The following is a 21,075-nucleotide window of genomic DNA, read 5'->3' as shown; positions in this document are numbered from 1 at the left end:
CGCCTGGCGTGCTCTTCGCCCTTATCGCTGCGCATGTGGTGGGCGGCGCTTTGACCCCTTTTCTGGCGCGGTCGCTCGGCTCGCGCGCCTTCTTCGTGCTGGCCCTGGCACCGTTCGCAACGGGCTTGTGGCTGCTGTCCATCGCACCGACCATCACCGATGGTCGGTCCGTCGACGTCGGATACGAATGGATCCCGGCGCTCGGGGTCAACCTCGACCTGCACATCGGCCTGGTGCAATGGGTGCTGGCGATGGTGGTCAGCTGGATCGGCACGCTCGTGCTGATCTACTGCCGGTGGTACTTCGACAAGACGATGCCCGTGCGCAGCGGCGCCATTCTCACCGTTTTCGCCGGCACGATGCTCGGCCTGGTCACCGCCGACGACCTCATCCTGATGTACGTCTTCTGGGAGCTGACCTCGGTCTTCTCCTACCTGTTGGTGGGTCACGACCCCACCCGCCGCGCCAACCGTGGCGCGGCCAACACCGCCTTGATGGTCACCGTCGGTGGCGGTCTGGCGATGCTGATCGGCATCGTCGCCCTCGGCCACGAGGCCGGCACCTACTCCCTGACCCAGATCGTCGCGGCCCCGCCCGAGGGCACGCTGGTGACCGTCGGGGTCCTGCTCATGTTGGTGGGCGCCCTCACCAAGTCGGCGCTGATCCCGTTCCAGTTCTGGCTGCCCGGAGCGATGGCCGCGCCCACCCCGATCTCGGCCTACTTGCACGCGGCAGCGATGGTCAAAGCCGGCGTCTATCTCGTCGCCGTGCTAGCCCCCGCCTTCTCGACCGTGCCCTACTGGCGCACCGCCGTGCTCGTGCTCGGCACCGCGACGATGGTGGTCGGCGGCTGGCGAGCATTGCGCCAGAGCGACCTGAAACTGCTGCTCGCCTACGGCACCGTCAGCCAGCTCGGCTTCATGGTGTTGCTGGTCGGCGTCGGTTCGCGGGCCGCCGCCCTGGCCGGCCTGACCCTGGTGATCTCACACGCGCTCTTCAAGTCGACGCTCTTCATGTGCGTCGGCATCATCGACCACAGTGCCGGCACCCGTAACCTCAACGAGCTCGGCGGCGTGGGGTACCGCGTCCCCTGGCTGGCCGTGCTCGGCGGACTCGCCGCGCTCTCGATGGCCGGCATGCCGCCGCTGATCGGCTTCATCACCAAGGAGGCGGCGTTCGAGTCGGTCACCTATCTGATCGACAGCAACGACCCCTCCCTCAACCCGCTCGCGGCCGGCATCCTCGCATTCGCGCTCGTCTTCGGCTCGGCGATCACCGTGGCGTACAGCCTGCGGTGGTGGTGGGGCGCCTTCGCTCCCAAGGCCGAGGCACCCGTCCTGCAATGGCACCAGCCGGCAGCCGGCATGGTCGCCGTGCCGGTGCTGCTCGGTGGGCTGAGCCTGGTGGGCGGCTTCCTGGGTGGCCCGCTCACCGAACTGCTCAGCCCCTACGCCGAGAGCGTGGGCGCGGGCACCGCCAGCCACGGCCTCGCGCTCTGGCACGGCCTGGGCTGGCCACTGCTGATGTCGGTCATCGCGCTCGCCGCCGGTGTCGGGTTGTTCCTCGCCCGCAACCGCATCGCCGCAGTGCAGGCCACCTTCCCCAAGACCACCTCGGCCGAAGAGCTCTACCACCGCTCCATGCGCGGCATCGACCGCCTGGCCGTCGAGACCACCGCCCGCACCCAGCGCGGTTCGCTGTCGATCTACCTCGGCACGATCCTCGCGGTCTTCGTCGCCCTCACCACCTATGCGCTGTGGCAGGTGAAGGACTGGCCGGCCGTCCGCATCGCCGACTACTGGATGCAGATCCCGATCGCGCTGGTCATCATCATGGCGGCCTTCCTGGCCGCTACCTCGCGCGGACGCCTGCGCGCCATCCTGCTGACCGGCGTCACCGGCTACGGCCTGGCGCTCATGTTCGCCCTGGCCGGTGCCCCCGACCTCGCCGTCACCCAGGTGCTCGTCGAGACGGTCAGCCTGGTGATCTTCGTACTGGTCATGCGCAAGCTGCCGCGCTACTTCACCAAGCGTCCGCTGTCGTCCACCCGGTGGTGGCGGGTGCTGGTGGCCGCGGTCGTCGGGGTCACGATCACCCTCATCGCGCTGGTCGCCGGTGGCGACCGCCGCGCCCGCCCGGTCAGCGAACCGTGGTACGACGCCGCCTACGACTTCGGCTACGGCAAGAACATCGTCAATGTCGCGCTGGTCGACATGCGCGCCTGGGACACCTTCGGCGAGATCTCGGTGCTGGTCATCGCCGCCACCGGTGTCGCCTCGCTCATCTTCCTGCGCTCGCGGTCGACGGCGGTCACCCGCACGGCCGAGGCCATGGACGGCGACCACGAGGGCGACCAGTCACCCGGGGTCTGGCTGCGCGCCGGCCAGACGCTCTCGCCGATCACCCGTTCGTTGGTCTTCGAGGTGGTCACCCGGCTGCTGTTCGGCTTCCTGATCATCATGTCGCTCTACCTGCTGCTGGCCGGCCACAACCTGCCCGGCGGCGGCTTCGCCGGCGGCCTGGTGGCCGGCATGGCGTTGATGGTGCGTTACCTGACCGCCGGCCGTCACGAACTCGACGAAGCAGCACCCTTCGACGCCGGACGCCTGCTCGGTGCGGGCTTGTTCACCGCGATCGGCTCGGCGGTCGCGCCGGTGGCCTTCGGCGGTGCGGTGCTGGAGAGCTACGACTGGTACCTCAACGTGCCCGGTCCGGACGTCTGGCACACGCCGTGGGGGGCCGTCTGGCCGATGTTCGGTGAACTGCACCTGGTGTCGTCCACGATCTTCGACGTCGGCGTCTACCTGGTGGTCGTCGGCATGGTGCTCGACCTCGCCCGCAGCTTCGGCTCCGGCATCGACCAGCACGCCGAGGAAGACATCGCGCCCACCCCGCTGGAGCGCTCGACCCGAGCCATTCCCGGGACGGAGGGCCACCGCTCATGACCGCCAACATCACCCTGGCCATCACCGCGGGGTTCCTGGTCGCCTGCGGCGTCTACCTGATCCTCGAGCGATCGCTGACCCGCATCCTGATCGGCGTCATCCTCATCTCCAACGGTGTCAACGTGCTCTTCCTCATCGCCGCCGGCGATGCCGGCACGCCGCCGATCATCGGCATGTTCAGCCGCTCGACCGCAGCCGATCCGTTACCGCAGGCGATGATGCTGACCGCCATCGTCATCACCCTCGCGGTGTCGGCCTTCGTGCTGGCCATGGCCTACCGCAGCTTCCAACTCAACGGTGACGACGAAACCGCCGACGACCTCGAGGACGCCCGAATCCGTGAACTCGCCAAGGCCGACGAGGCCTCGGGCTCCTTCGAGGAGACCACCTTCTCCGACACCGGAGAGGACGTGGTGAGCGAATGAACAACCTGCTGCCCGTCCCGATGCTGCTCACCATCTTCGGTGCCGGCGTCGCGCTGGCCATGCCCCGGCGTCCCAAGCTGCAGCGCGCCGTCTCGATCGTCTGTCTCGGCGGGGTCATCGCGGTGGCCGCGATCTTCATGTGGCACACCGATGCCCACGGCCCGTTGGTGCTCTGGGTGGGCGGTTGGCCCGCGCCGCTGGGCATCGTGCTGGTGGCCGACCGGCTCGCGTCCCTCATGCTCTTGGTCGCAGCAGTCGTCGCGCTGGCGGTGCTGGTCTACTCCACCGGGCAGGACGAGGACGAACTGCGCCGGGAGACACCGGTCTCGATCTTCCACCCGACCTTCCTGCTGCTCATCGCGGGCGTCTCCAACGCCTTCCTGGCCGGCGACCTGTTCAACCTGTTCGTCGGTTTCGAGATCTTGCTCTTCGCCTCGTACGTGCTGCTCTCCCTCGGCGGCACCGGCGACCGCATCCGCGCCGGCACCACGTACGTGGTGGTCAGCCTGTTGTCGTCGGCGTTGTTCCTCATCTCGATCGCCACCGTGTACGCAGCAACCGGCACGGTCAACATGGCCCAACTGGCCGACCGTCTGCAGGCGCTGAGCCCGCCGGTGCAGCTCCTGCTGCAGCTCATGCTGCTGGTCACCTTCGCGATCAAGGCAGCGGTCTTCCCGTTGTCTGCCTGGCTGCCCGATTCCTATCCCACCGCCCCCGCTCCGGTGACCGCCGTCTTCGCCGGCCTGCTCACCAAGGTGGGTGTCTACGCGATCATCCGCACCCAGACGCTGCTCTTCCCCGACAGCCACCTGACGAATCTGCTGCTGGTGGCGGCGCTGCTGACGATGGTCATCGGCATCCTGGGCGCAGTCGCGCAGGTGGAGATCAAGCGAATGCTCTCCTTCACCCTGGTCAGCCACCTGGGCTACATGGTGTTCGGCATCGCACTGGCCAACCAGGCGGGGCTGGCAGCCACCATCTTCTACACCGCCCACCACATCACCATCCAGGCCACGCTCTTCCTGGTGACCGGCCTCATCGAACGCCGCGGCGGATCGTCGGCGCTCGACGGTCTGGGCGGCTTGATCAAGGTGGCTCCCCTGCTCGCGGTGCTCTTCTTCGTGCCGGCCATGAACCTCGCCGGCATCCCGCCGCTGTCGGGATTCATCGGCAAGCTGGGGCTGCTGCAGGCCGGCGCCGAACTCGGCACCCCGATGGCCTGGACCGTCGTCGTGGGCGGCATCGTCACCAGCTTCCTGACGCTGCTGGCCATGGCGAAGGTCTGGAACCGCGCCTTCTGGGGCACTCCCCCGGCCGTGGAATCGGACGAAGGGGTGGCCGACGATCCCACCGGTGACCGGCGTCCGATGCCCCCGTTGATGGCCTGCGCCACCGGCGCGCTGGTCACGTTCAGCCTCGCGCTCACCGTCTTCGCCGGACCGCTCTACGGCTATGCCGACCGCGCCGCGATCAACCTGCGCGACGGCACCTACGAGCAGTCGGTCATGCAGGTGCAGCCATGATCGCCGCACGGTCCCGGCTCCGGTTCCGCCCGGCCGCCGTCTTCACGATGGCCTTCTTCTGGATGGTGCTGTGGGGCTCGATCTCGCCGGTCGCCTTCCTCGGCGGCGTGCTGCTCGGTTGGTTGGTGACTGTCGTCTTCCCGTTGCCTCCGGTGCACATTCCCGGACGCCCGCGCCCGTGGGGTGTGCTGGTGCTGGGTGGTGCGCTGCTGCGCGATCTCGTGGTGTCGTCGTGGCACGTCAGCCGATTGGTGTGGGCGCGGCACGTCCGCCTGCGCTCGGGCATCGTGCGCGTCGACCTGCTCTCCGACCACGACCTCTACCAGGTGCAGGTGGCGGAGTTGATCTCGCTCGTGCCCGGCACGGTGGTCGTCGAAGTGGTGCGCAACCCGCGCCGGCTCTATCTGCACGTGCTCGACCTCGCCGATGACAACGCGATCGAGGACATCCGGACGATGGCACTGACCACCGAACGCCGGGTGCTCAACGCATTCGGCACGGCTGCCGAGCGACAAGACTTCGAGGCGGCCTGCCTGGAGTTGCGACGCAGCCACCAACCGGTGTCCCACGAGGAATGGGAGGCGGACGAATGAGCCTGCTGACCGACGTCCTGCTCAGCATCGCGACGGTGCTGCTGCTCATCTCGGCGCTCATCGTCGTGGGTCGCATTGCGCATGGTCCGAGCCAACTCGACCGCAGCGCCGCGGCCGACCTGATGGTGGCCATCGTGATCGCCGGCATCGGCCTCTGGGCGTCCTGGACGCACCGCACCACCGAACTCAATGTGTTGCTGTTGCTGTCGATGCTGGGCTTCACCAGCGCGGTCGCCGTGGCCCGCATGGTGGCCGACCGCCGTTTCACCCGCACCACCCATCCCGAAGCCACCACCCGCGCACAGGAGCGGCACGATGAGTGACTTCTTCGACCTGCTGGGGGCGATCTTCCTGCTGCTCGGCGCGGGTCTGTGCCTGGCCGCGGCTGTCACGCTGCTGCGCTTCCCGGACGTCCTGAGCAAGATGCACGGCATCACCAAGCCGCAGGTGCTCGGTGTGCTGTGCGTGACGACCGGCATCGCATTGTCACTTCGCACCTGGCCCACCCTGGCGATCTGCATCGTGATCGTGGTGCTGCAACTGTTCACCGCACCCGTCGCGGGCACGATGGTCAGCCGCAGCGCCTACCGCTCGGGCCTGGTCGACCGCGGCACGCTCGTCGTCGACGAACTCGCCGAAGACCTCAGCGGGTCGGGCTTCATCCAGAGCCGCGACGTCGAGGAATAGTCCGCAGATCGGTGTGCGTGGCCCGGCGACCTCGACTCGTCGGGCACGGGTCGACCCGACCGACGACTGTCGGGAAAACCACAGTGTGCTTTGCGCCGAGCAGTGCCATGCTTTTCGTAAGCACACGCCACCTCGGGGGAGGTTGTCGATCGGCCCTGCCGGGTCGGGGCCCTCCGCCCTCGCGCACGACCACCTCCACGAAAGGCCGACGATGACGACCCAAGCAGTCCCCGCGCCAGATGCCCTGGCAGCGGACGCCCAATCGCTCACCAAGACCTACGGATCGGGCAGCAATGTCGTGCATGCGTTGCGTGATGTCTCGGCCACCTTCGGTCGCGGGCAGTTCACCGCAATCATGGGCCCCTCCGGCTCGGGCAAGTCGACGCTCATGCACTGCCTCGCCGGTCTCGACACCCCCAGCAGCGGACGCGTGGTCGTCGGCGACACCGACCTGTCGAAGCTGTCCGACGCAGCGATGACCAAGCTGCGACGCGACCGCATCGGCTTCGTCTTCCAGGCGTTCAACCTGGTGCCCACCCTCACCGCCCGCGAGAACATCACGCTCCCGCTCGACATCGCCGGCCGGTCGGTCGACAAGGAATGGATGCAGACGATCGTTGAGCGTCTCGGTCTCAGCGATCGCCTCGGTCACCGGCCAACCGAACTCTCCGGCGGTCAGGTGCAGCGGGTGGCATGCGCCCGCGCGATGGTCGGACGCCCGGAGATCATCTTCGGCGACGAGCCGACCGGCAACCTCGACTCCCGCTCGTCGGCCGAGGTGCTGTCGATCCTGCGCGGAGCGGTGGACGACTTCGGTCAGACGGTCGTGATCGTCACTCACGACCCGCGCTCGGCGTCCTACGCCGACCGGGTGGTTTTCCTCGCCGACGGCCAGATCGTCAGCGACCAGAGTGGGCTGTCGGCCGATGACATCTACGAATACATGAAGCAACTCGACGGCGGCTCCGGCCGCACCCACGAGCAGTGATGGCCGGCGCGATGCGCACGGTCTCCCTGCGCAACCTCGCGGCGCACAAGCTGCGCCTCCTGCTCACGGTGCTCTCGGTCGTCCTCGGCACCTCGTTCGTGGCCGGATCGCTGATCTTCACCGCAACCGTCGGCAACTCCTTCAACCAACTCTTCGACAAGGTGGCGATCGGGGTCGACACCCAGATCACCTCCAAGAACACCAGGGACGGCTTCAGCACCGACCTGGGCGTGCCGCAGTCGGTGCTGACCCGCATCGAGGCACAGAAGGCGCAATTCGGTGTTGCCAAGATCCAGGTGGGCTACACCGGTTCGATCGTGGTGGCGGACGCCAGCGGCAAGGCCATCCAGTCAGGCGGAGCACCGAGCGTCGGCAGCAACTGGGTGCCTCCCCAGCAGCAACTCGACCCGAACAGTGCGGCGATCATGCCTGGCGGGCGTGCACCTGCGGCCCCGAACGAGATGCTCCTCAACGAGAGTGCGGCTGATCGCGGCAAGCTGAAGGTCGGCTCGAAGACCAAGGTCGTCATCGCCAACGGCACCGGCAAACCGATGGACGTCGTCGTGGTCGGCCTCGTCCGTTCGCCGCCGAACAGCAGCGGTTACATCGAAGCCAACTTCACCACCGACGCCGCCAAGTCACTGTTCACCGACGGCAAGCATGTTTCGACGATCTACCTGGGCGCAGCGCCGGGCACCTCGCCAGAGCAGTTGAAGCAGCAGGTGACCGCGGCTTTCCCGGACGTCGAAGCGCTCACCGGCGACGAAGTGCGCAAGCAGTCGAAGGACGCGATCAACCAGTTCCTGCAGATCTTCAACTACATCCTGTTGTCGTTCGCCGCGATCGGGCTCATCGTCGGCACCTTCATCATCTACAACACCTTCTCGATGATCGTCGCCCAGCGGGTCAAGGAGTTGGCCCTGCTGCGCGCCATCGGTGCCAGCCGTCGCCAGGTCACCCGGTCGGTGATGTTCGAGGCATTCGTGGTCGGACTGATCGGTTCACTGGTCGGATTCGCGATCGGGGTCGGCCTTGCTGCCGGGCTGCAGGCATTGCTGTCGGCGACCGGTTCGGGGCTACCCGAGGGCAGCCTGGCGATCACACCCTCCTCGGTCATCGCCTGCCTCGCGGTTGGGATCATCGTGACGATGGTCAGCGCCTACGCGCCGGCCCGCCGGGCCTCCAAGGTGGCTCCGGTCGAAGCGATGCGCGAGAGCGAGGCCGGCGGCGCCGACTCCCTGAAGGTGCGCACGATCGCCGGTGTCGTGTTGGCGCTGCTCGGCGCAGTATCCCTAACCGTCGGCGCCATGGGCAAAGGTGGCGGACCCGCCGGTCTGGTGGGCCTGGGTGCACTCCTGCTGATCATCGCGATCGTGCTGGCCGCGCCGGCGTTATCGCGTCCGGCGATCGGGGTGCTGGGTGTGCTCACCCGGCCCTTCGGAAAGCTGGCGAGCCTGGCCCGCACCAACGCGATCCGCAACCCGCGCCGCACAGCTGCAACAGCATTCGCGCTCACCCTCGGCCTCATGCTGGTTGCAGTGATCGGCACGCTCGGCGCCTCGTTCAAGTCGACGATCGACAGTGCGGTCGCCAGCGACATCAAGGCTGATGTGCTGCTCACCGGCAGCGAGACCACTGGCCTGCCGACCTCCAGTGCGGAGGCGATCAAGCAGGTCGACGGCGTGCAGGACGTCGTGCAGTTGCGCAATGTGCCGGCGCTGGTCGGCGGCAAGAACGCGATCGGCACCGCCCCCTCAGGCCCGCTCACCCCGGTGCTGAAGGTGTCGATGGTCGAAGGTGCGGCCACCGTCAACGGGCGCGACCTCATCGCCTCCGACAAGTACGCCGCGAGCAACAACTGGAAGGTCGGGACGGCGGTCGACCTGACCACCCGCTTCGGCACCCGCACCAGCGCCAAGGTCACCGGCATCTACCGGGAGAGCCCGCTCTCCGGGCCGTACATGCTGGGTGATGCGGCGTACAACGAGCTCGTGCCCAAGCAGTTGCAGGCGTCCTTCGTCACGCTGGTCAAGGCCAAGCCCGGCGTCAACGTCACCACGATGCAGAACGGCGTCGAGGAAGCCACCCGCGACTACCTGACCATCAAGGTGCAGACGCCCAAGCAGTTCGCCAGCGCGCAAGCGGGCACGATCGACCAGATGCTCACCGTGCTCTACGGAATGCTGGGTCTGTCGCTGCTCATCGCGGTGCTCGGCATCATCAACACGCTGGCGCTGTCGGTGGTCGAACGCAAGCGCGAGATCGGCATGCTGCGGGCAATCGGCATGTTGCGCAAGCAGGTTCGTCGCACGATCTACCTGGAGTCGATGCTCATCTCGATCTTCGGGGCCCTGCTGGGCATGCTGGTCGGCGTAGCGATCGGATGGTGCCTGGTGCGCACCTTCCGCGAGTGGATCCCCGGCATCCAGGCGGTCATCCCGTGGCCGACGATCCTGTTCACCCTTGTGATGGCCGCGGTGGTCGGGCTGCTGGCCGCGGTGTGGCCGGCGATCCGGGCCGCTCGCACCAAACCGCTGGAAGCCATCGTCGACCTCTAGGCGTGACGATCTCGGGCGTGATCGCTGGCGAATGCCAAGGCGATCACGCCCGAGGTCTTTCCATCGTGGGCGTTGATCAGCAGGTAGTCGCCGAATCGTCGCCCGTCCGGCGAGGGCGGCCAGTCGAGCACCAAGTGCAGGGCGCCGTCCAGATCGGTGAGCCCGGCCTTGACCAGCGCCTCCAGGCGCACCCACTCAGTCACCGTCCGTGCGCGCCCGTCGAGGCTCGGCACCCCGGCGTCCACCGGTTCGATGTCGATACCAAGCGGCCGATCACTGACCGCCGCGGCGACGCGTCCGTTGCTGTGGGCCCAGCTGATGAACACCTCCGGATGCCCGACCACCGATGGACGTCCGTGTGGGCCGCCGCATTGAGCGCACTTCTGCGCCAAGGCAATTGCTGCAATGTCGTCGGCCACTCCGGCCGACACGAGCAACTGACGGACGAGGACGCGCGCGGCCACGAAGTCGTCGCGATCGGTTTGCCGCTGCAAGCGGCTCCACCGGGCTCGTTCGTCGGGGTTGAGCACTGCAGAGACACCGTGATCGGCGGCGAGCAACTGCTCGGACATCGCCGCCCGCCACAGCGGTGCGGTGGGGGCGGCCATGGGCACATCTTTACCCAGCCTTTCCACCAACGACGAAGGCCCCCGGCCGGTGGCCGGAGACCTTCGCCCGCGTGTTGGCTGATCCTCAAAGGTTCGCCTTCTCCTTGGCGGGGCCGGTGTGGCCCTGCGCCAGACGGCTGCGGTGATAGCCGTAGGCGAAGTAGATGATGAAGCCGAGGGCCAGCCAGATGAGGAAGCGCAGCCAGGTTTCGACCGGCAGCGTCAGCATGAGGTAGCCGCAGATGAGCGCCGACAGGATCGGCAGGAACGGGCTGAACGGCACCTTGAACGGACGGTTCATGTCGGGACGCTTCTTACGCAGCACCGGCACGGCGATCGACACCAGGAAGAACGCGCTCAGCGTGCCGATGTTGATCATGTACTCCAGTTCACCCACCGGGGTCATTGCGGCCACGAAAGCGATGACCAGACCGAGGCCGGCGGTGATCTTCAGGGGCGTACCCGTCTTGGGGTTGACCACACCGAGGCCCTTGGGCAGCAGCCAGTCACGCGACATCGCGAAGATCACGCGGGAGGCACCGATGAGCAAGGTCATGACAACCGTTGTCAGACCGGCCACGGCTCCCGCTGCGATGAGTGTGGCGAAACCGTCCTGCCCGACTGCTTCGAATGCCTTGGACAGCGAGGCGCTGGGCGCGATCTTGTCGTAGGGCTGCATGCCCGTCAGCACCAGCGCGACACCGCAGTAGAGCAAGGTGCAGATGATGAGCGATCCGATGATGCCGCGCGGGAGGTCACGCGAGGGGTTCTCGGCTTCCTCGGCGGTGGTCGCCACGACGTCGAATCCGATGAAGGCGAAGAAGACCAGCGACGCACCCGCCATGATTCCGGCGACGCCGAAGTGGGCCGGCGTCATGCCGAACATCCACTCGGTGAGCGGCTGCTTCCAGACGTCGGTGGTGCCCTCGGCCGGCTTGCTGTCAGGAACGAACGGGCTGTAGTTGTCCTTGTTCACGTAGAACAGTCCGGCGACGATCACGAAGAGAACGATGAAGACCTTCAGCGCAACGAGCGCGAGGTTGACCCGCAGCGATTCCTTGATGCCGTAGCTGACCAGCACGGTCAGCACGACGACCAGCAGGAAGGCCGGCACATCGAAGCTGGAGCCGTAGGCGATCGATTCGGGAATCGTGATGCCGAGGTGGTCCAGGAACACCCCCAGATAGGCCGACCAGCCCTGCGCCACCACGGACGCACCGAGCATCAGCTCCAACAGGAGGTCCCAGCCGATGATCCAGGCGATGATCTCGCCGAGCGAGGCGTAGCTGAAGGTGTACGCCGAACCCGAGACCGGGATGGCCGAGGCGAACTCTGCGTAACACAGGGCCGCGAGGCTGCAGCAGAAGGCCGCGATGATGAACGACAGCACGACCGCAGGGCCGGCGAGCTCGTTGGCCGCCTTACCGGCGACGGTGAAGATGCCGGCACCGATCACCACACCCACACCGAAGACGGTGAGGTCGAGAGCGGTCAGACTTTTCTTGAGCCGGTACTCCGGCTCGTCACCTTCGGCGATCGACTGCTCGACCGATTTGGTGCGCATCATGCTCATGTCAGAGCCTTCCTGCTGGTCCTGCCGCACAGCTGACAGGTGTCAATCTAGGACTCGGCCGGCCCCGCGGGCCAGAGTCAGAACAGCACAAGATCGCAAATGTTCGGACATACTCACCGGTACTGCCCACAATGTGAGCCGCACCACCTCGCGGCGTCCGGTCACTTCCAAAGCCGATCGCAGCCCACGCTGGGGCTTACGCTGATCGACGGTCCATTCACACCGACGATCAGGAGTCACCCACATGGGTCAGCACGCAGGAATGGGAGCGATCCCGTTCGATGGCGGAGTCGCATTTCGGGTGTGGGCACCGCACGCCGACTCGGTCGCGGTGATCGGTGACTTCAACGGCTGGGACGCCGGTGCCACAGCGATGGATCGTGAGGACAACGGCTACTGGTACGCCGAGACCTCCGCGAATCTGGGCCAGGAGTACAAGTACGAGTTGAAGCACGGCGACCAGACCTTCCAGCGCATCGACCCCTACGCCCGCAAGGTCACCAACTCCGTCGGCAACGGCATCATCTACGACCACGGCCAGTTCGACTGGGGCAACGACCAGCCCGGCCTGCACTCGCTGGACGACCTGGTGATCTACGAACTGCACGTCGGTTCGTTCAACGCCCAGCAGGGCCGCGGCTCCTTCGAGTCGGTCGCAGCCCGCCTGGACTACCTGAAGTCGTTGGGGGTCAACGCGATCGAGCTGATGCCGGTGATGGAGTTCGCCGGCGACGACTCCTGGGGCTACAACCCGGCTCACCTGTTCGCCGTCGAGTCGACCCTCGGCGGCCCCGACGGTTTGAAGCAGCTCGTCCGTCAGGCGCATGAGCGGGGCATTGCAGTGATCGTCGATGTCGTCTACAACCACTTCGGTCCGAGCGACCTGCCCACCTGGCAGTTCGACGGGTGGTCGGAGAGCGACGACAAGGGCGGCATCTACTTCTACAACGACGACCGCTCCTCCACTCCCTGGGGCGACACCCGTCCCGACTACGGCCGCGAAGAGGTGCGTGCCTTCATCCGCGACAACGCGATCATGTGGCTGCGCGACTTCCACGCCGACGGTCTGCGTTTCGACATGACGCCCTACATCCGCAGCAAGGACGGCTCGGGCATGGACATCCCCGAGGGCTGGGCGATGATGCGCGAGGTCAACTCCGTCGTGCGCGAACACTTCCCCGACCGCCTGCTCATCGCCGAGGACATGCAGCAGAACCCCGCCGTGAGCTACACCGGCGACGGCGGAGCAGCCTTCCACTCCCAGTGGGACGGCGCCTTCGTCCACCCGGTGCGCGAAGCGCTCAAGGCCGAGAACGACGACCAGCGTTCGCTGGAGGCGCTGGCCGGCGCCATCCTGAAGAAGTACAACGACAACGCCTTCGAGCGGGTCATCTACACCGAGTCGCACGACGAAGTGGCCAATGGCAAGGCACGGGTGCCGCTCGAGGTCGCACCCGACGACACCTCCGGCGAGCTCGCCCAGAAGCTGGCGACGCTCGGCGCCGCGACCCTGCTCACCTCCCCCGGCATCCCGATGCTGTTCATGGGGCAGGAATTCCTGCAGGACGGCTGGTTCCAGGACACCGTGCCGCTCGACTGGTCGCTCACCGAGAAGGTGCCGGGCGTCCTCGGCATCTGGCGCGACCTGATCGCGTTGCGCCGCAACGCAACCGGTCGTTCACGCGGACTGCAGGGACAACACACCGAGATCGTGCACGCCGACGACGACGCCAATGTCATCGGTTACCACCGCTGGGCCGAAGGCGGCACGAACGACAGCGTCTTCGTGGTGCTCAACTTCAGCGGTGAGGCCCGCACCGACCTGCCCGTGCGCTTCCCCGCCGCCGGCAACTGGGAGCTGTTGCTCAACACCGACGCGCCCGGCTACTCCGACGAGTACGGCTCGGTCGACTCCCACTCGGTCACCGCCGAGGGCGACCAGGCTGCCGCGCGCATCAACGTCGGCCCCTACACCGGCCTCGTTTTTGGTCGTATCGACTAATAAATCGCTGACTCGTTTCGGCGGGTTTCGACACACGACCGACTTCGTTCCTCAGTCGAATCGGCTCGACCAGCGGCGCGCTGCGGTCAGATCAGGTCGAGCTTGGCGACGCCCGCTTTGGCGATCATCTCGACCATCGCGTCGAGGTTGCCGAAGTCCTGGCCGGCCATCTTGCCTTCCTGGCTGCGGCGGCTCACGCCTTGGACGATGCCGGCGAACTTGAAGGCGGCGAAGGCCTCGTAGTACGCGAGGTTCGACAAGTCGAGGCCGGTGCGTTCGGCGTACCGCTGCTTGACGAAGTCGCGCCCCGGGAAGCCCGGCGTCTGGGTGATCAACGGGGTGACCGTCGGTGACACTTCGCCCGGCTCGGCCCAGTAGAAGAGGGTGAGCGCGAGGTCGGCCAGCGGGTCACCGAGCGCCGAAAGTTCCCAGTCGAGCACGGCGGCGATCCGCGACGGGTCGGAGCTGTCGAGCATGCAGTTGTCGAGGCGGTAGTCGCCGTGGATCACCGAAACCCGTTGTGCGGCGGGCGCTCCCCCACTCAGGCGGCGACCGAGTTCGTCCATCGCAGCGACGTCGTGGGTCTTGGAGCGCTCCCATTGCTCAGACCAGCGCCGTACCTGCCGCTCCATGAAGCCCTCGGCCTTGCCGAAGTCATCCAGGCCCACCGACGCCGGATCGATCAGGTGCAGCGTGGCCTGGGTGTCGACCAGGGCACCGGCCACCTGCTCCATGCCGTGATCGCCGTCCAGGTAGCCGTCCGGGAAGGCGTCGCGCACGACAATGCCGTCGACCCTGTGCATGACGTAGCACGGCACCCCGAGCAGGTCACCGCTCTCGTCGACCAGCACGATCTGCGGCACAGGGACGTCCGTCGGCGCGAGCGCTCGCTGCACCCGTGACTCCCGGCCCATGTCGTGGGCGCTGGGCAGCAGCTTGCCTGATGGTGGACGACGAAGGATGAGTTCGCCTGCAGCAGAAGAGATCTCGAAGGTGAGATTCGACTTGCCGCCGGCGATGAGGTGGGCGGAGAAGTCGCGCCAGGCGTCGTCCGACATCGCTTCAGCCAGGGCGGGCCCGAGTTTGGCCGGATTCACCAGTTCGTCGTACTCACCCACGAAAGCCTCCACGCCTCATCGATGCACCGGCCGGTGCTCGGTGCGGACCAACCAACCCTAATCGCCGATCACCCGAGCATCAGGCGAAGGAGAGCGGCACGCCCGTCTTCTCCTGCAGCTCTTCCGGGCTGATGCCGTCGACCACCTCGCGCACGACCAACCCGTCGTCGGTGATGTCGATGACGGCGAGGTCGGTGATGATGCGCTGCACAACGGCCTTGCCGGTGAGCGGGAGCGAGCATTCCTGCACGATCTTGTGGCTGCCGTCCTTGGCGACGTGCTCCATGAGCACGATGACCTTCTTGGCGCCGTGCACGAGGTCCATCGCGCCGCCCATGCCCTTGACCATCTTGCCCGGGATCATCCAGTTGGCGATGTCGCCGGCCGCGCTCACCTGCATCGCACCCAGGATCGCGGCGTCCACCTTGCCACCGCGAATCATGCCGAAGCTGATCGAGGAGTCGAAGATGCTGGCGCCCTTGCGCAGGGTGACCGTCTCCTTACCGGCATTGATGAGGTCGGGATCCTCTTCTCCCTCAACGGGATACGCGCCCGTGCCGAGGATGCCGTTCTCCGACTGCAGCACCAGCTCAACATCGTCGGCGACGTAGTTGGGCACAAGGGTCGGCAGGCCGATGCCGAGGTTGACGTAGTCGCCGTCCTGCAACTCCTGCGCCGCCCGGGCGGCCATCTGCTCACGCGAAAGTGCCATCTCAGGCCTCCTGCTTCTGCTCGTGAGGACGGGTGGTCGTGCGTTCGATTCCTGTTGTCGCGATCTCAGTCCGCACGATCACACCTCCTTCTGTTCGCCAGAGCCCGCAGTGCGGACAGTGACTCGCTCGATCAGTTTGTCCGCAGCCTGCTCAGGCGTCAGCGGCACAACGCGGTGCACGTAGATGCCCGGCAGGTGCACCTCGTCCGGGTCGATCTCGCCCGGCTCGACGAGGTGTTCGACCTCGGCGATGGTGATGCGGCCGGCCATTGCGCAGGCCGGGTTGAAGTTGCGGGCGGAGGTGCGGAAGACGAGGTTGCCGTGTCGGTCGCCCCTGTGGGCACGCACGAGCGCGTAATCGGTGACGATCGACTCCTCGAGCACGTACTCACGTTGTTCGCCGAAGGTGCCGAAGGTGCGCGTCTCCTTGGCCGGAGACTCCTGCTCCACCCCACCGTCGGCGTCGTACTTCCACGGCATGCCGCCTTCGGCCACTTGGGTGCCGACGCCGGTCTGGGTGTAGAACGCCGGGATGCCTGCGCCGCCGGCACGCATCTTCTCGGCCAGCGTGCCCTGCGGAGTCAGGCGCACCTCGAGCTCACCGGTGAGGTACTGCCGGGCGAACTCCTTGTTCTCTCCAACATAGGACGCCTGCACCAGACTGATCCGCTTGTCGGCCAGCAGGATTCCCAGGCCCGCGCCGTCGACGCCGCAGTTGTTCGACACGACCGCGAGGTCGTCGGCTCCGGTGTCGTGCAGCGCCTTGATGAGCACGGTGGGGATGCCACACAGTCCGAAACCGCCGACCGCCAGGGATGATCCCGACCCGATGTCGGCCACCGCTTCCGCAGCCGATGCCACAACCTTGTCCATGACCGCTCTTCCGTGTTGTCCCCGCCTGACCCCCTGATGCTAACGACCATGTGATCGGCATCACTGTGGCACCCACCCAGGCGTCCACTGATCCAGTGGGTTCCGGGCACACCCAGATGGGCCGGAGACAGCGCCAGCCTTGGTCAGAGACCGGCTTCGTTCAGCGCTTGCGTGGTCAGGCGGCGTCCGAGCTCGATCATCTCGGCGGCCCGGTGGAACTCCAGGGTGCGGCAGGCGTCCGAGGGCAGGGTGACCAGGACGTCCGGCGGGTTGGAGGCCATTCGGTAGCGGGCGACCAACGACGACATCGTGTCGAACGAACGGTTGAACATCTCGACGGTCGAGAGGTCCTTGGGCAGCCGCGCGCCGAAGAGGCGGTCGATCGGGTCGAGGTGCTCGGCTTCCTCACTCGCGACTCGGTTGGCGGTGAGCCGCGCCGACCACTTCTGCATCGTCGGGGTGTCGAGGATCTCGTTGGTGCTCTTGCGAACTCGTCGCGCGCCACGAGTGAGCGCATCGCTCTGTCCGATGAAGGTGCGCAGCGGAGACACTGGCACCGCTTCGGCCGCCCCCTGGCTCTGCCGAACCCCGTTGAGTGAGATCGCGAGGGTGAAGTCGGAGGGCACGGCGCGGGTGGGTTCGACCGGAATGGGGTTCATCAGACCGCCGTCGACCAGCATCCGGCCGTCGACCATCACCGGGTGGATCACGCCCGGCATGGCGATCGACGCCCGGATCGCGATATCGGCCGGACCCTTCTGGAACCACACCTCACGTCGTCCGTCGAGGTCGGTCGCGACCGCGGTGAACGGGATGCGGAAGTCTTCGATCTGCGAATCTGCAAGCAGCGCAGCGATCTTGGTGATCACCCGCTCGGCGCGGACGACGCCCGGGCCGCCGAGCGAGGGGTCGAGCAGGCGCAGGATGTCGCGCTGGGTAAGGCTGAGCGCCCACTCCTTGAGGCTGTCGAGCCGGTCGCACGCGGCGAAGCTGCCCACCAGTGCGCCCATGGACGTGCCCGCGATGGTCACGACCTCCAGGTCGCGCTCGGCGAGCACCTCCAGCGCGCCGATGTGGGCGTAGCCGCGGGCTCCGCCCGACCCGAGCGCGACTGCGACTCTTGTGCGCGATGCCATGGGCGACAGCCTACGTCCGCTCACCTGTCCGCCGGCTCAGATGTGCGCGGCGACCCACTCCACGAACGGCGCCCCGGCCCGCCAGTCGTCCCGCACCCGGCCGAGCAGCTTGGCGCTGTGGATCTCCGGCCCGAAGCCATAGTGCTTGGAGAGCGTCATCGACTTGTGCCGCAGCAGTGCAATGCGCGGGTGGTCGGCGGAGTAGCCGCGCGGCGTGGTCTTCACCGTGTCGCCGCCCACTTCCCACCCGGACGCCGTGAGCCCGCTGACCAGGCGCTCCAGGGTCGCGCCGTCGGGGCCGTCGATCACTCTGCGTAGCACCGCAAGCCGAGCCGGGGACGCGTCATAGAAGCCGACTCCGACCATCACGCCCGCGGCGGACAACTGCACGTACCAGCCGGTGGCCTCAGCGGCGGCGACGTAGAGGCCCTGGTGTGTCTTGTAGGGCGTCTTGTCCTTGCTGAAGCGCACGTCCCGATGCGGCCGGAAGATCTTCCCGCTGCCGAACTCGTCCTCCAGCGCGTCCGCGAGCGCCTGCATCGGCTCCTTGACCGCCGATTCGTAGGTGTCACGGTGGGCGTCCCAGAAGGCCTTGCTGTTGTCCTGCTCGAGGTCGTCGTAGAAGTCGAGGGCTGCCACGGGGAATCCGTCGAAAATCACCGCACGAGCTTATGGACAGCGAGCGCGGAGGTTGACGCCGGCACCGCCGCCCGAGAGTCGGGCGACCAGGTCGTCAGCTTTGGCCGGTTTCGACACAGACCGGTTCGTTCCTCACCGGCCTGGCTCAACCACCTAGTGCGAAGCAGCCGCCGGCGGTCACCGAAGTGACGGCCGGCGGCTGCGTACGGCCTCGCGACGTCTAGGCGGCGTCGGCCTCGACGACCGGACCGCCGGGCACCTGCTGCTTGGAGTTCTGGCCGCGACGCTTGAGGCGCCGGTCGACGTACTCCGCCGCCTTGGAGATGGCGTAGTTGAGGACGATGTAGATCACGGCGACCACGATGAGCATCGGCACGATGTTCGCCGGCCCGGTTGATCCGGTCTTGGCGCTGTAGAGCATTTCGCCGTAGAGCACGTTGTAACCGAGCGCAGTGTCCTTGACGATGACCACGAGCTGGCTGATCAGCGCCGGCATCATCGTCGTGATCGCCTGCGGCAACTGGATCTGCCGCAGGGTCTGGCTCACCGTCAGACCGATCGAGAGACCGGCCTCGCGCTGCCCGTTCGGCAACTGATTGACACCGGATCGGATGACCTCACAAACCACGGCTGCGTTGTAGAAGACCAGGCCAGCAATGGTCGCGGTCAGCGGAGCGGCGTCCTGCACCGAGACGTTCGAGCTGTTGCTGAGGTATCCGTAGGTGAAGAGCATCACCAGCAGCACGGGGATCGACCGGAAGATCTCGACCAGCACAGACGCCACCCAGCGCACGGGTGCGCTCTGTGACATCCGCGCCATTGCGAAGACGAAACCGAGGATGCCGGCCAGCACGATCGCAATGCCGGCTGCCTTCAGCGTCCCGATCAAACCGTCGAAGATGTACGGCTTGACGAAGTCGTTCCACTCGGTGAATGGCTTCCACAGAGCCGAGGAGAACTGGCCCTTCTCGTCCATCCGCTGGTAGACGACGAACAAACCACCGAGGAGCAGCAGCGCGCCGACAACGGTGAGCATCATGTGCCGACGGCGTGCCTTCGGGCCGGGCGCGTCAAACAGAACTCCAGCACTCATCGCTTCACCGCCAGCTTCTTACCGAAGTGCGAGACGGCGAGACCGACCGGCAGGGTCAGCACCACGAAGGTCACCGCACTGATCATGAAGGCCTGGTTCAACGCGCCGGGATCGTCCTCTGCCACATTCGCCAGGAAGTACGCCATCTCCGCGACACCGATGGTGATCGCGACCGTGGTGTTCTTGGTCAGCGCGATCAGGGTGTTGCCCAGTGGTACGACGGCACCACGGAAGGCCTGCGGGAGCACCACCTCCTTCAGCGACTGACCGAAGGTGAGACCGATCGAGCGGGCCGCCTCGGCCTGCCCGAGCGGGATCGTGTTGACGCCCGAGCGCAGTGCTTCGCACACGTACGCGGCGTGGTACACGATCAGACCGAGCACCGCGAGACGGAAGTTGTTGGTGGCGAAGTAGCTGGGGTCCTGGTCGTTGGCCAGTTTCACGCCGAGCTTGGCCCAGAGCACAAGGTTGGTGGCCAGGATGATCAGCGTCAGCGGAGTGTTACGGAAAACGTTGACATAAGCGGTGCCCAGGAAACGCAGCATCGGCACCGGCGACATCCGCAGCACGGCGATGATCGTGCCGAGCAACAAGCTGCCGATCGCAGCTGCGAATGTCAGCTTGATCGTCATCCAAATTGCAGCCCATACCTGGTACTGCTCGAAGAGATCGGCCATCACGACCTTCCATCAGACGAAGGGGGTGTGGGTGCGACGGGAGCCGCACCCACACCGGGACGAAGTCAGCAGGCTTCGAATGCCTTCGGCGGGTTGTTCTCGGCGTTGAACTTGTAGTCGGCGCCGAGGTTGTCCTTCAGCGCCTTCTCCCACGAGCCGTCCTTGACCATCTCCTGGATGGCGGTGTTGACCTTCTTGCAGGTGTCGGTGTCGCCCTGCTTCAGGCCGACGCCGTACTTCTCGGTGGAGAAGGTGTTGCCCACCAGCTTGAACTTGCCCTTGTAGGCGGTCTGGTTGGCGTAACCGGCCAGGATCGTGTCGTCGGTGGTCATCGCGTCGATGACGCCGTCCTTGAGGGCCGAGGCGCACGCGGAGTAGGTGTCGTACTCCTGCGGCACCAGGTTGGGCTGCTCCTTCTTGAGGTTGTCGACCGAGGTGGAACCGGTGACCGAGCAGACCTTCTTGCCCTTCAGACCAGTAACGTCGTTGATGTTGCTGTCGGCGCGCACGAGCACCGACTGACCAGCGACGAAGTAGGGGCCGGCGAAGGCGACTTCCTTCTTGCGCTTGTCGGTGATGGAGTAGGTGGCGAAGATCATCTTCACCGTGCCGGCCTTCAGCATCGACTCGCGCTGCTTGGAGGGCGACTGCACCCACTCGATCTGGTTTTCCTTGTAGCCCATCTTGCCGGCGACGTACTTCGCGACCGCGACGTCGAAGCCGGTGTACTTGCTGCCGTCCTTGAAGCCGAGGCCCGGCTGGTCGAACTTGATGCCGATCTTGACCTTGTCACCCGAGCCGGAGTCGGAGTCGCCGCCGCAGGCAGCCAGGGTCAGGGAGGCAGCGGCCAGCACGGCCACGGCGGATGCGGAACGGAACTTCATGGGTTTTCCTCCTGCTGGCGGGGTGTCTGAGCCCCGGAATG

General features: G+C 66.5%; 19 protein-coding genes. 9 read left to right on the top strand and 10 right to left on the bottom strand.

Going from position 1 to position 21,075, the window contains the following annotated elements:
- Window positions 1-8 precede the first annotated feature (8 nt).
- From J5M86_RS01690 to J5M86_RS01655, 8 genes are all read left to right on the top strand, one after another.
- Window positions 9-2,945 carry a Na+/H+ antiporter subunit A gene (locus tag J5M86_RS01690; RefSeq protein WP_244328418.1) on the top strand — a complete coding sequence of 979 codons (2,937 nt, stop codon included), beginning with the start codon at window positions 9-11 and terminating at the stop codon, window positions 2,943-2,945.
- The gene (locus J5M86_RS01685) at window positions 2,942-3,370 is read left to right on the top strand and encodes a Na(+)/H(+) antiporter subunit C (RefSeq protein WP_188059800.1); all 429 of its coding nucleotides are present in this window, start codon (window positions 2,942-2,944) and stop codon (window positions 3,368-3,370) included. Before J5M86_RS01690 ends, J5M86_RS01685 begins: the two co-directional genes overlap by 4 nt.
- Window positions 3,367-4,893 (top strand): Na+/H+ antiporter subunit D, encoded by a 1,527-nt coding sequence (locus J5M86_RS01680; RefSeq protein WP_188059801.1) that lies wholly within the window; start codon window positions 3,367-3,369, stop codon window positions 4,891-4,893. The genes J5M86_RS01685 and J5M86_RS01680 overlap by 4 nt, the downstream gene beginning before the upstream one ends.
- A complete protein-coding gene (locus J5M86_RS01675) occupies window positions 4,890-5,486 on the top strand; it encodes a Na+/H+ antiporter subunit E (RefSeq protein ID WP_188059802.1) in 597 nt (198 codons plus the stop codon). The genes J5M86_RS01680 and J5M86_RS01675 overlap by 4 nt, the downstream gene beginning before the upstream one ends.
- Window positions 5,483-5,809: a monovalent cation/H+ antiporter complex subunit F gene (locus tag J5M86_RS01670; RefSeq protein WP_188059803.1), complete on the top strand. Its 327-nt coding sequence runs from the start codon at window positions 5,483-5,485 to the stop codon at window positions 5,807-5,809. Before J5M86_RS01675 ends, J5M86_RS01670 begins: the two co-directional genes overlap by 4 nt.
- Window positions 5,802-6,173, top strand: coding sequence for a monovalent cation/H(+) antiporter subunit G (gene mnhG, locus J5M86_RS01665; protein ID WP_188059804.1), 372 nt, complete (start codon window positions 5,802-5,804; stop codon window positions 6,171-6,173). The genes J5M86_RS01670 and mnhG overlap by 8 nt, the downstream gene beginning before the upstream one ends.
- Before the next feature lie 211 nt (window positions 6,174-6,384).
- The gene (locus tag J5M86_RS01660) at window positions 6,385-7,161 is read left to right on the top strand and encodes an ABC transporter ATP-binding protein (protein ID WP_188059805.1); all 777 of its coding nucleotides are present in this window, start codon (window positions 6,385-6,387) and stop codon (window positions 7,159-7,161) included.
- Window positions 7,161-9,719 (top strand): ABC transporter permease, encoded by a 2,559-nt coding sequence (locus J5M86_RS01655; RefSeq protein WP_208965079.1) that lies wholly within the window; start codon window positions 7,161-7,163, stop codon window positions 9,717-9,719. The genes J5M86_RS01660 and J5M86_RS01655 overlap by 1 nt, the downstream gene beginning before the upstream one ends.
- On the opposite strand, the gene J5M86_RS01650 is transcribed toward J5M86_RS01655, so the two are convergent.
- Entirely contained in the window at window positions 9,716-10,327 is a 612-nt protein-coding gene (locus J5M86_RS01650; protein WP_188059807.1) for a 4'-phosphopantetheinyl transferase superfamily protein, read from the bottom strand. The genes J5M86_RS01655 and J5M86_RS01650 overlap by 4 nt on opposite strands.
- 85 nt (window positions 10,328-10,412) lie before the next feature.
- Window positions 10,413-11,900 carry an amino acid permease gene (locus tag J5M86_RS01645; RefSeq protein ID WP_188059808.1) on the bottom strand — a complete coding sequence of 496 codons (1,488 nt, stop codon included), beginning with the start codon at window positions 11,898-11,900 and terminating at the stop codon, window positions 10,413-10,415.
- Between the two features lie 244 nt (window positions 11,901-12,144).
- Here J5M86_RS01645 and J5M86_RS01640 point away from each other — a divergent pair, with 244 nt between their 5' ends.
- Window positions 12,145-13,902 (top strand): alpha-amylase family glycosyl hydrolase, encoded by a 1,758-nt coding sequence (locus J5M86_RS01640; protein WP_244328417.1) that lies wholly within the window; start codon window positions 12,145-12,147, stop codon window positions 13,900-13,902.
- 86 nt (window positions 13,903-13,988) lie between these two features.
- Here the strand turns inward: J5M86_RS01640 and J5M86_RS01635 are convergent, their stop codons facing one another.
- The 8 genes from J5M86_RS01635 to J5M86_RS01600 form a co-directional block, all read right to left on the bottom strand.
- Window positions 13,989-15,032 (bottom strand): phosphotransferase family protein, encoded by a 1,044-nt coding sequence (locus J5M86_RS01635; RefSeq protein ID WP_244328416.1) that lies wholly within the window; start codon window positions 15,030-15,032, stop codon window positions 13,989-13,991.
- 67 nt (window positions 15,033-15,099) lie between these two features.
- The gene (locus tag J5M86_RS01630; RefSeq protein ID WP_188059809.1) at window positions 15,100-15,732 is read right to left on the bottom strand and encodes a CoA transferase subunit B; all 633 of its coding nucleotides are present in this window, start codon (window positions 15,730-15,732) and stop codon (window positions 15,100-15,102) included.
- 78 nt (window positions 15,733-15,810) lie between these two features.
- Window positions 15,811-16,605, bottom strand: coding sequence for a CoA transferase subunit A (locus J5M86_RS01625; protein ID WP_188059810.1), 795 nt, complete (start codon window positions 16,603-16,605; stop codon window positions 15,811-15,813).
- A gap of 143 nt (window positions 16,606-16,748) precedes the next feature.
- Complete coding sequence (locus J5M86_RS01620; RefSeq protein WP_188059811.1) at window positions 16,749-17,741, bottom strand: patatin-like phospholipase family protein; 993 nt, start codon at window positions 17,739-17,741, stop codon at window positions 16,749-16,751.
- Between the two features lie 36 nt (window positions 17,742-17,777).
- Window positions 17,778-18,401: a DUF2461 domain-containing protein gene (locus J5M86_RS01615; protein ID WP_188059812.1), complete on the bottom strand. Its 624-nt coding sequence runs from the start codon at window positions 18,399-18,401 to the stop codon at window positions 17,778-17,780.
- A 199-nt stretch (window positions 18,402-18,600) separates the two neighbouring features.
- Window positions 18,601-19,473: an amino acid ABC transporter permease gene (locus J5M86_RS01610; RefSeq protein ID WP_188059813.1), complete on the bottom strand. Its 873-nt coding sequence runs from the start codon at window positions 19,471-19,473 to the stop codon at window positions 18,601-18,603.
- Entirely contained in the window at window positions 19,470-20,150 is a 681-nt protein-coding gene (locus tag J5M86_RS01605) for an amino acid ABC transporter permease (protein ID WP_188059814.1), read from the bottom strand. Before J5M86_RS01605 ends, J5M86_RS01610 begins: the two co-directional genes overlap by 4 nt.
- Window positions 20,151-20,215: 65 nt before the next feature.
- The gene (locus tag J5M86_RS01600) at window positions 20,216-21,034 is read right to left on the bottom strand and encodes a glutamate ABC transporter substrate-binding protein (RefSeq protein ID WP_188059815.1); all 819 of its coding nucleotides are present in this window, start codon (window positions 21,032-21,034) and stop codon (window positions 20,216-20,218) included.
- Window positions 21,035-21,075: the final 41 nt, after the last annotated feature.

This window comes from Yimella sp. cx-51 (assembly GCF_017654605.1).
Lineage (GTDB): Bacteria > Actinomycetota > Actinomycetes > Actinomycetales > Dermatophilaceae > Yimella.
Note: the sequence above shows the minus strand (reverse complement) of the source record. Positions and strands in the feature narration are given on the sequence as shown.

Excerpts from the sequence above, each read along its gene's own strand:
- mnhG (WP_188059804.1), top strand. The coding sequence starts at position 5,802 with ATGAGTGACTTCTTCGACCTGCTGGGGGCGATCTTCCTGCTGCTCGGC.
- J5M86_RS01640 (WP_244328417.1), top strand. The coding sequence starts at position 12,145 with ATGGGTCAGCACGCAGGAATGGGAGCGATCCCGTTCGATGGCGGAGTC.
- J5M86_RS01680 (WP_188059801.1), top strand. The coding sequence starts at position 3,367 with ATGAACAACCTGCTGCCCGTCCCGATGCTGCTCACCATCTTCGGTGCC.
- J5M86_RS01620 (WP_188059811.1), bottom strand. The coding sequence starts at position 17,741 with ATGGCATCGCGCACAAGAGTCGCAGTCGCGCTCGGGTCGGGCGGAGCC.
- J5M86_RS01650 (WP_188059807.1), bottom strand. The coding sequence starts at position 10,327 with ATGGCCGCCCCCACCGCACCGCTGTGGCGGGCGGCGATGTCCGAGCAG.
- J5M86_RS01655 (WP_208965079.1), top strand. The coding sequence starts at position 7,161 with ATGGCCGGCGCGATGCGCACGGTCTCCCTGCGCAACCTCGCGGCGCAC.
- J5M86_RS01600 (WP_188059815.1), bottom strand. The coding sequence starts at position 21,034 with ATGAAGTTCCGTTCCGCATCCGCCGTGGCCGTGCTGGCCGCTGCCTCC.
- J5M86_RS01625 (WP_188059810.1), bottom strand. The coding sequence starts at position 16,605 with ATGGACAAGGTTGTGGCATCGGCTGCGGAAGCGGTGGCCGACATCGGG.
- J5M86_RS01645 (WP_188059808.1), bottom strand. The coding sequence starts at position 11,900 with ATGAGCATGATGCGCACCAAATCGGTCGAGCAGTCGATCGCCGAAGGT.
- J5M86_RS01660 (WP_188059805.1), top strand. The coding sequence starts at position 6,385 with ATGACGACCCAAGCAGTCCCCGCGCCAGATGCCCTGGCAGCGGACGCC.
- J5M86_RS01630 (WP_188059809.1), bottom strand. The coding sequence starts at position 15,732 with ATGGCACTTTCGCGTGAGCAGATGGCCGCCCGGGCGGCGCAGGAGTTG.
- J5M86_RS01610 (WP_188059813.1), bottom strand. The coding sequence starts at position 19,473 with ATGAGTGCTGGAGTTCTGTTTGACGCGCCCGGCCCGAAGGCACGCCGT.
- J5M86_RS01605 (WP_188059814.1), bottom strand. The coding sequence starts at position 20,150 with ATGGCCGATCTCTTCGAGCAGTACCAGGTATGGGCTGCAATTTGGATG.
- J5M86_RS01675 (WP_188059802.1), top strand. The coding sequence starts at position 4,890 with ATGATCGCCGCACGGTCCCGGCTCCGGTTCCGCCCGGCCGCCGTCTTC.
- J5M86_RS01670 (WP_188059803.1), top strand. The coding sequence starts at position 5,483 with ATGAGCCTGCTGACCGACGTCCTGCTCAGCATCGCGACGGTGCTGCTG.
- J5M86_RS01685 (WP_188059800.1), top strand. The coding sequence starts at position 2,942 with ATGACCGCCAACATCACCCTGGCCATCACCGCGGGGTTCCTGGTCGCC.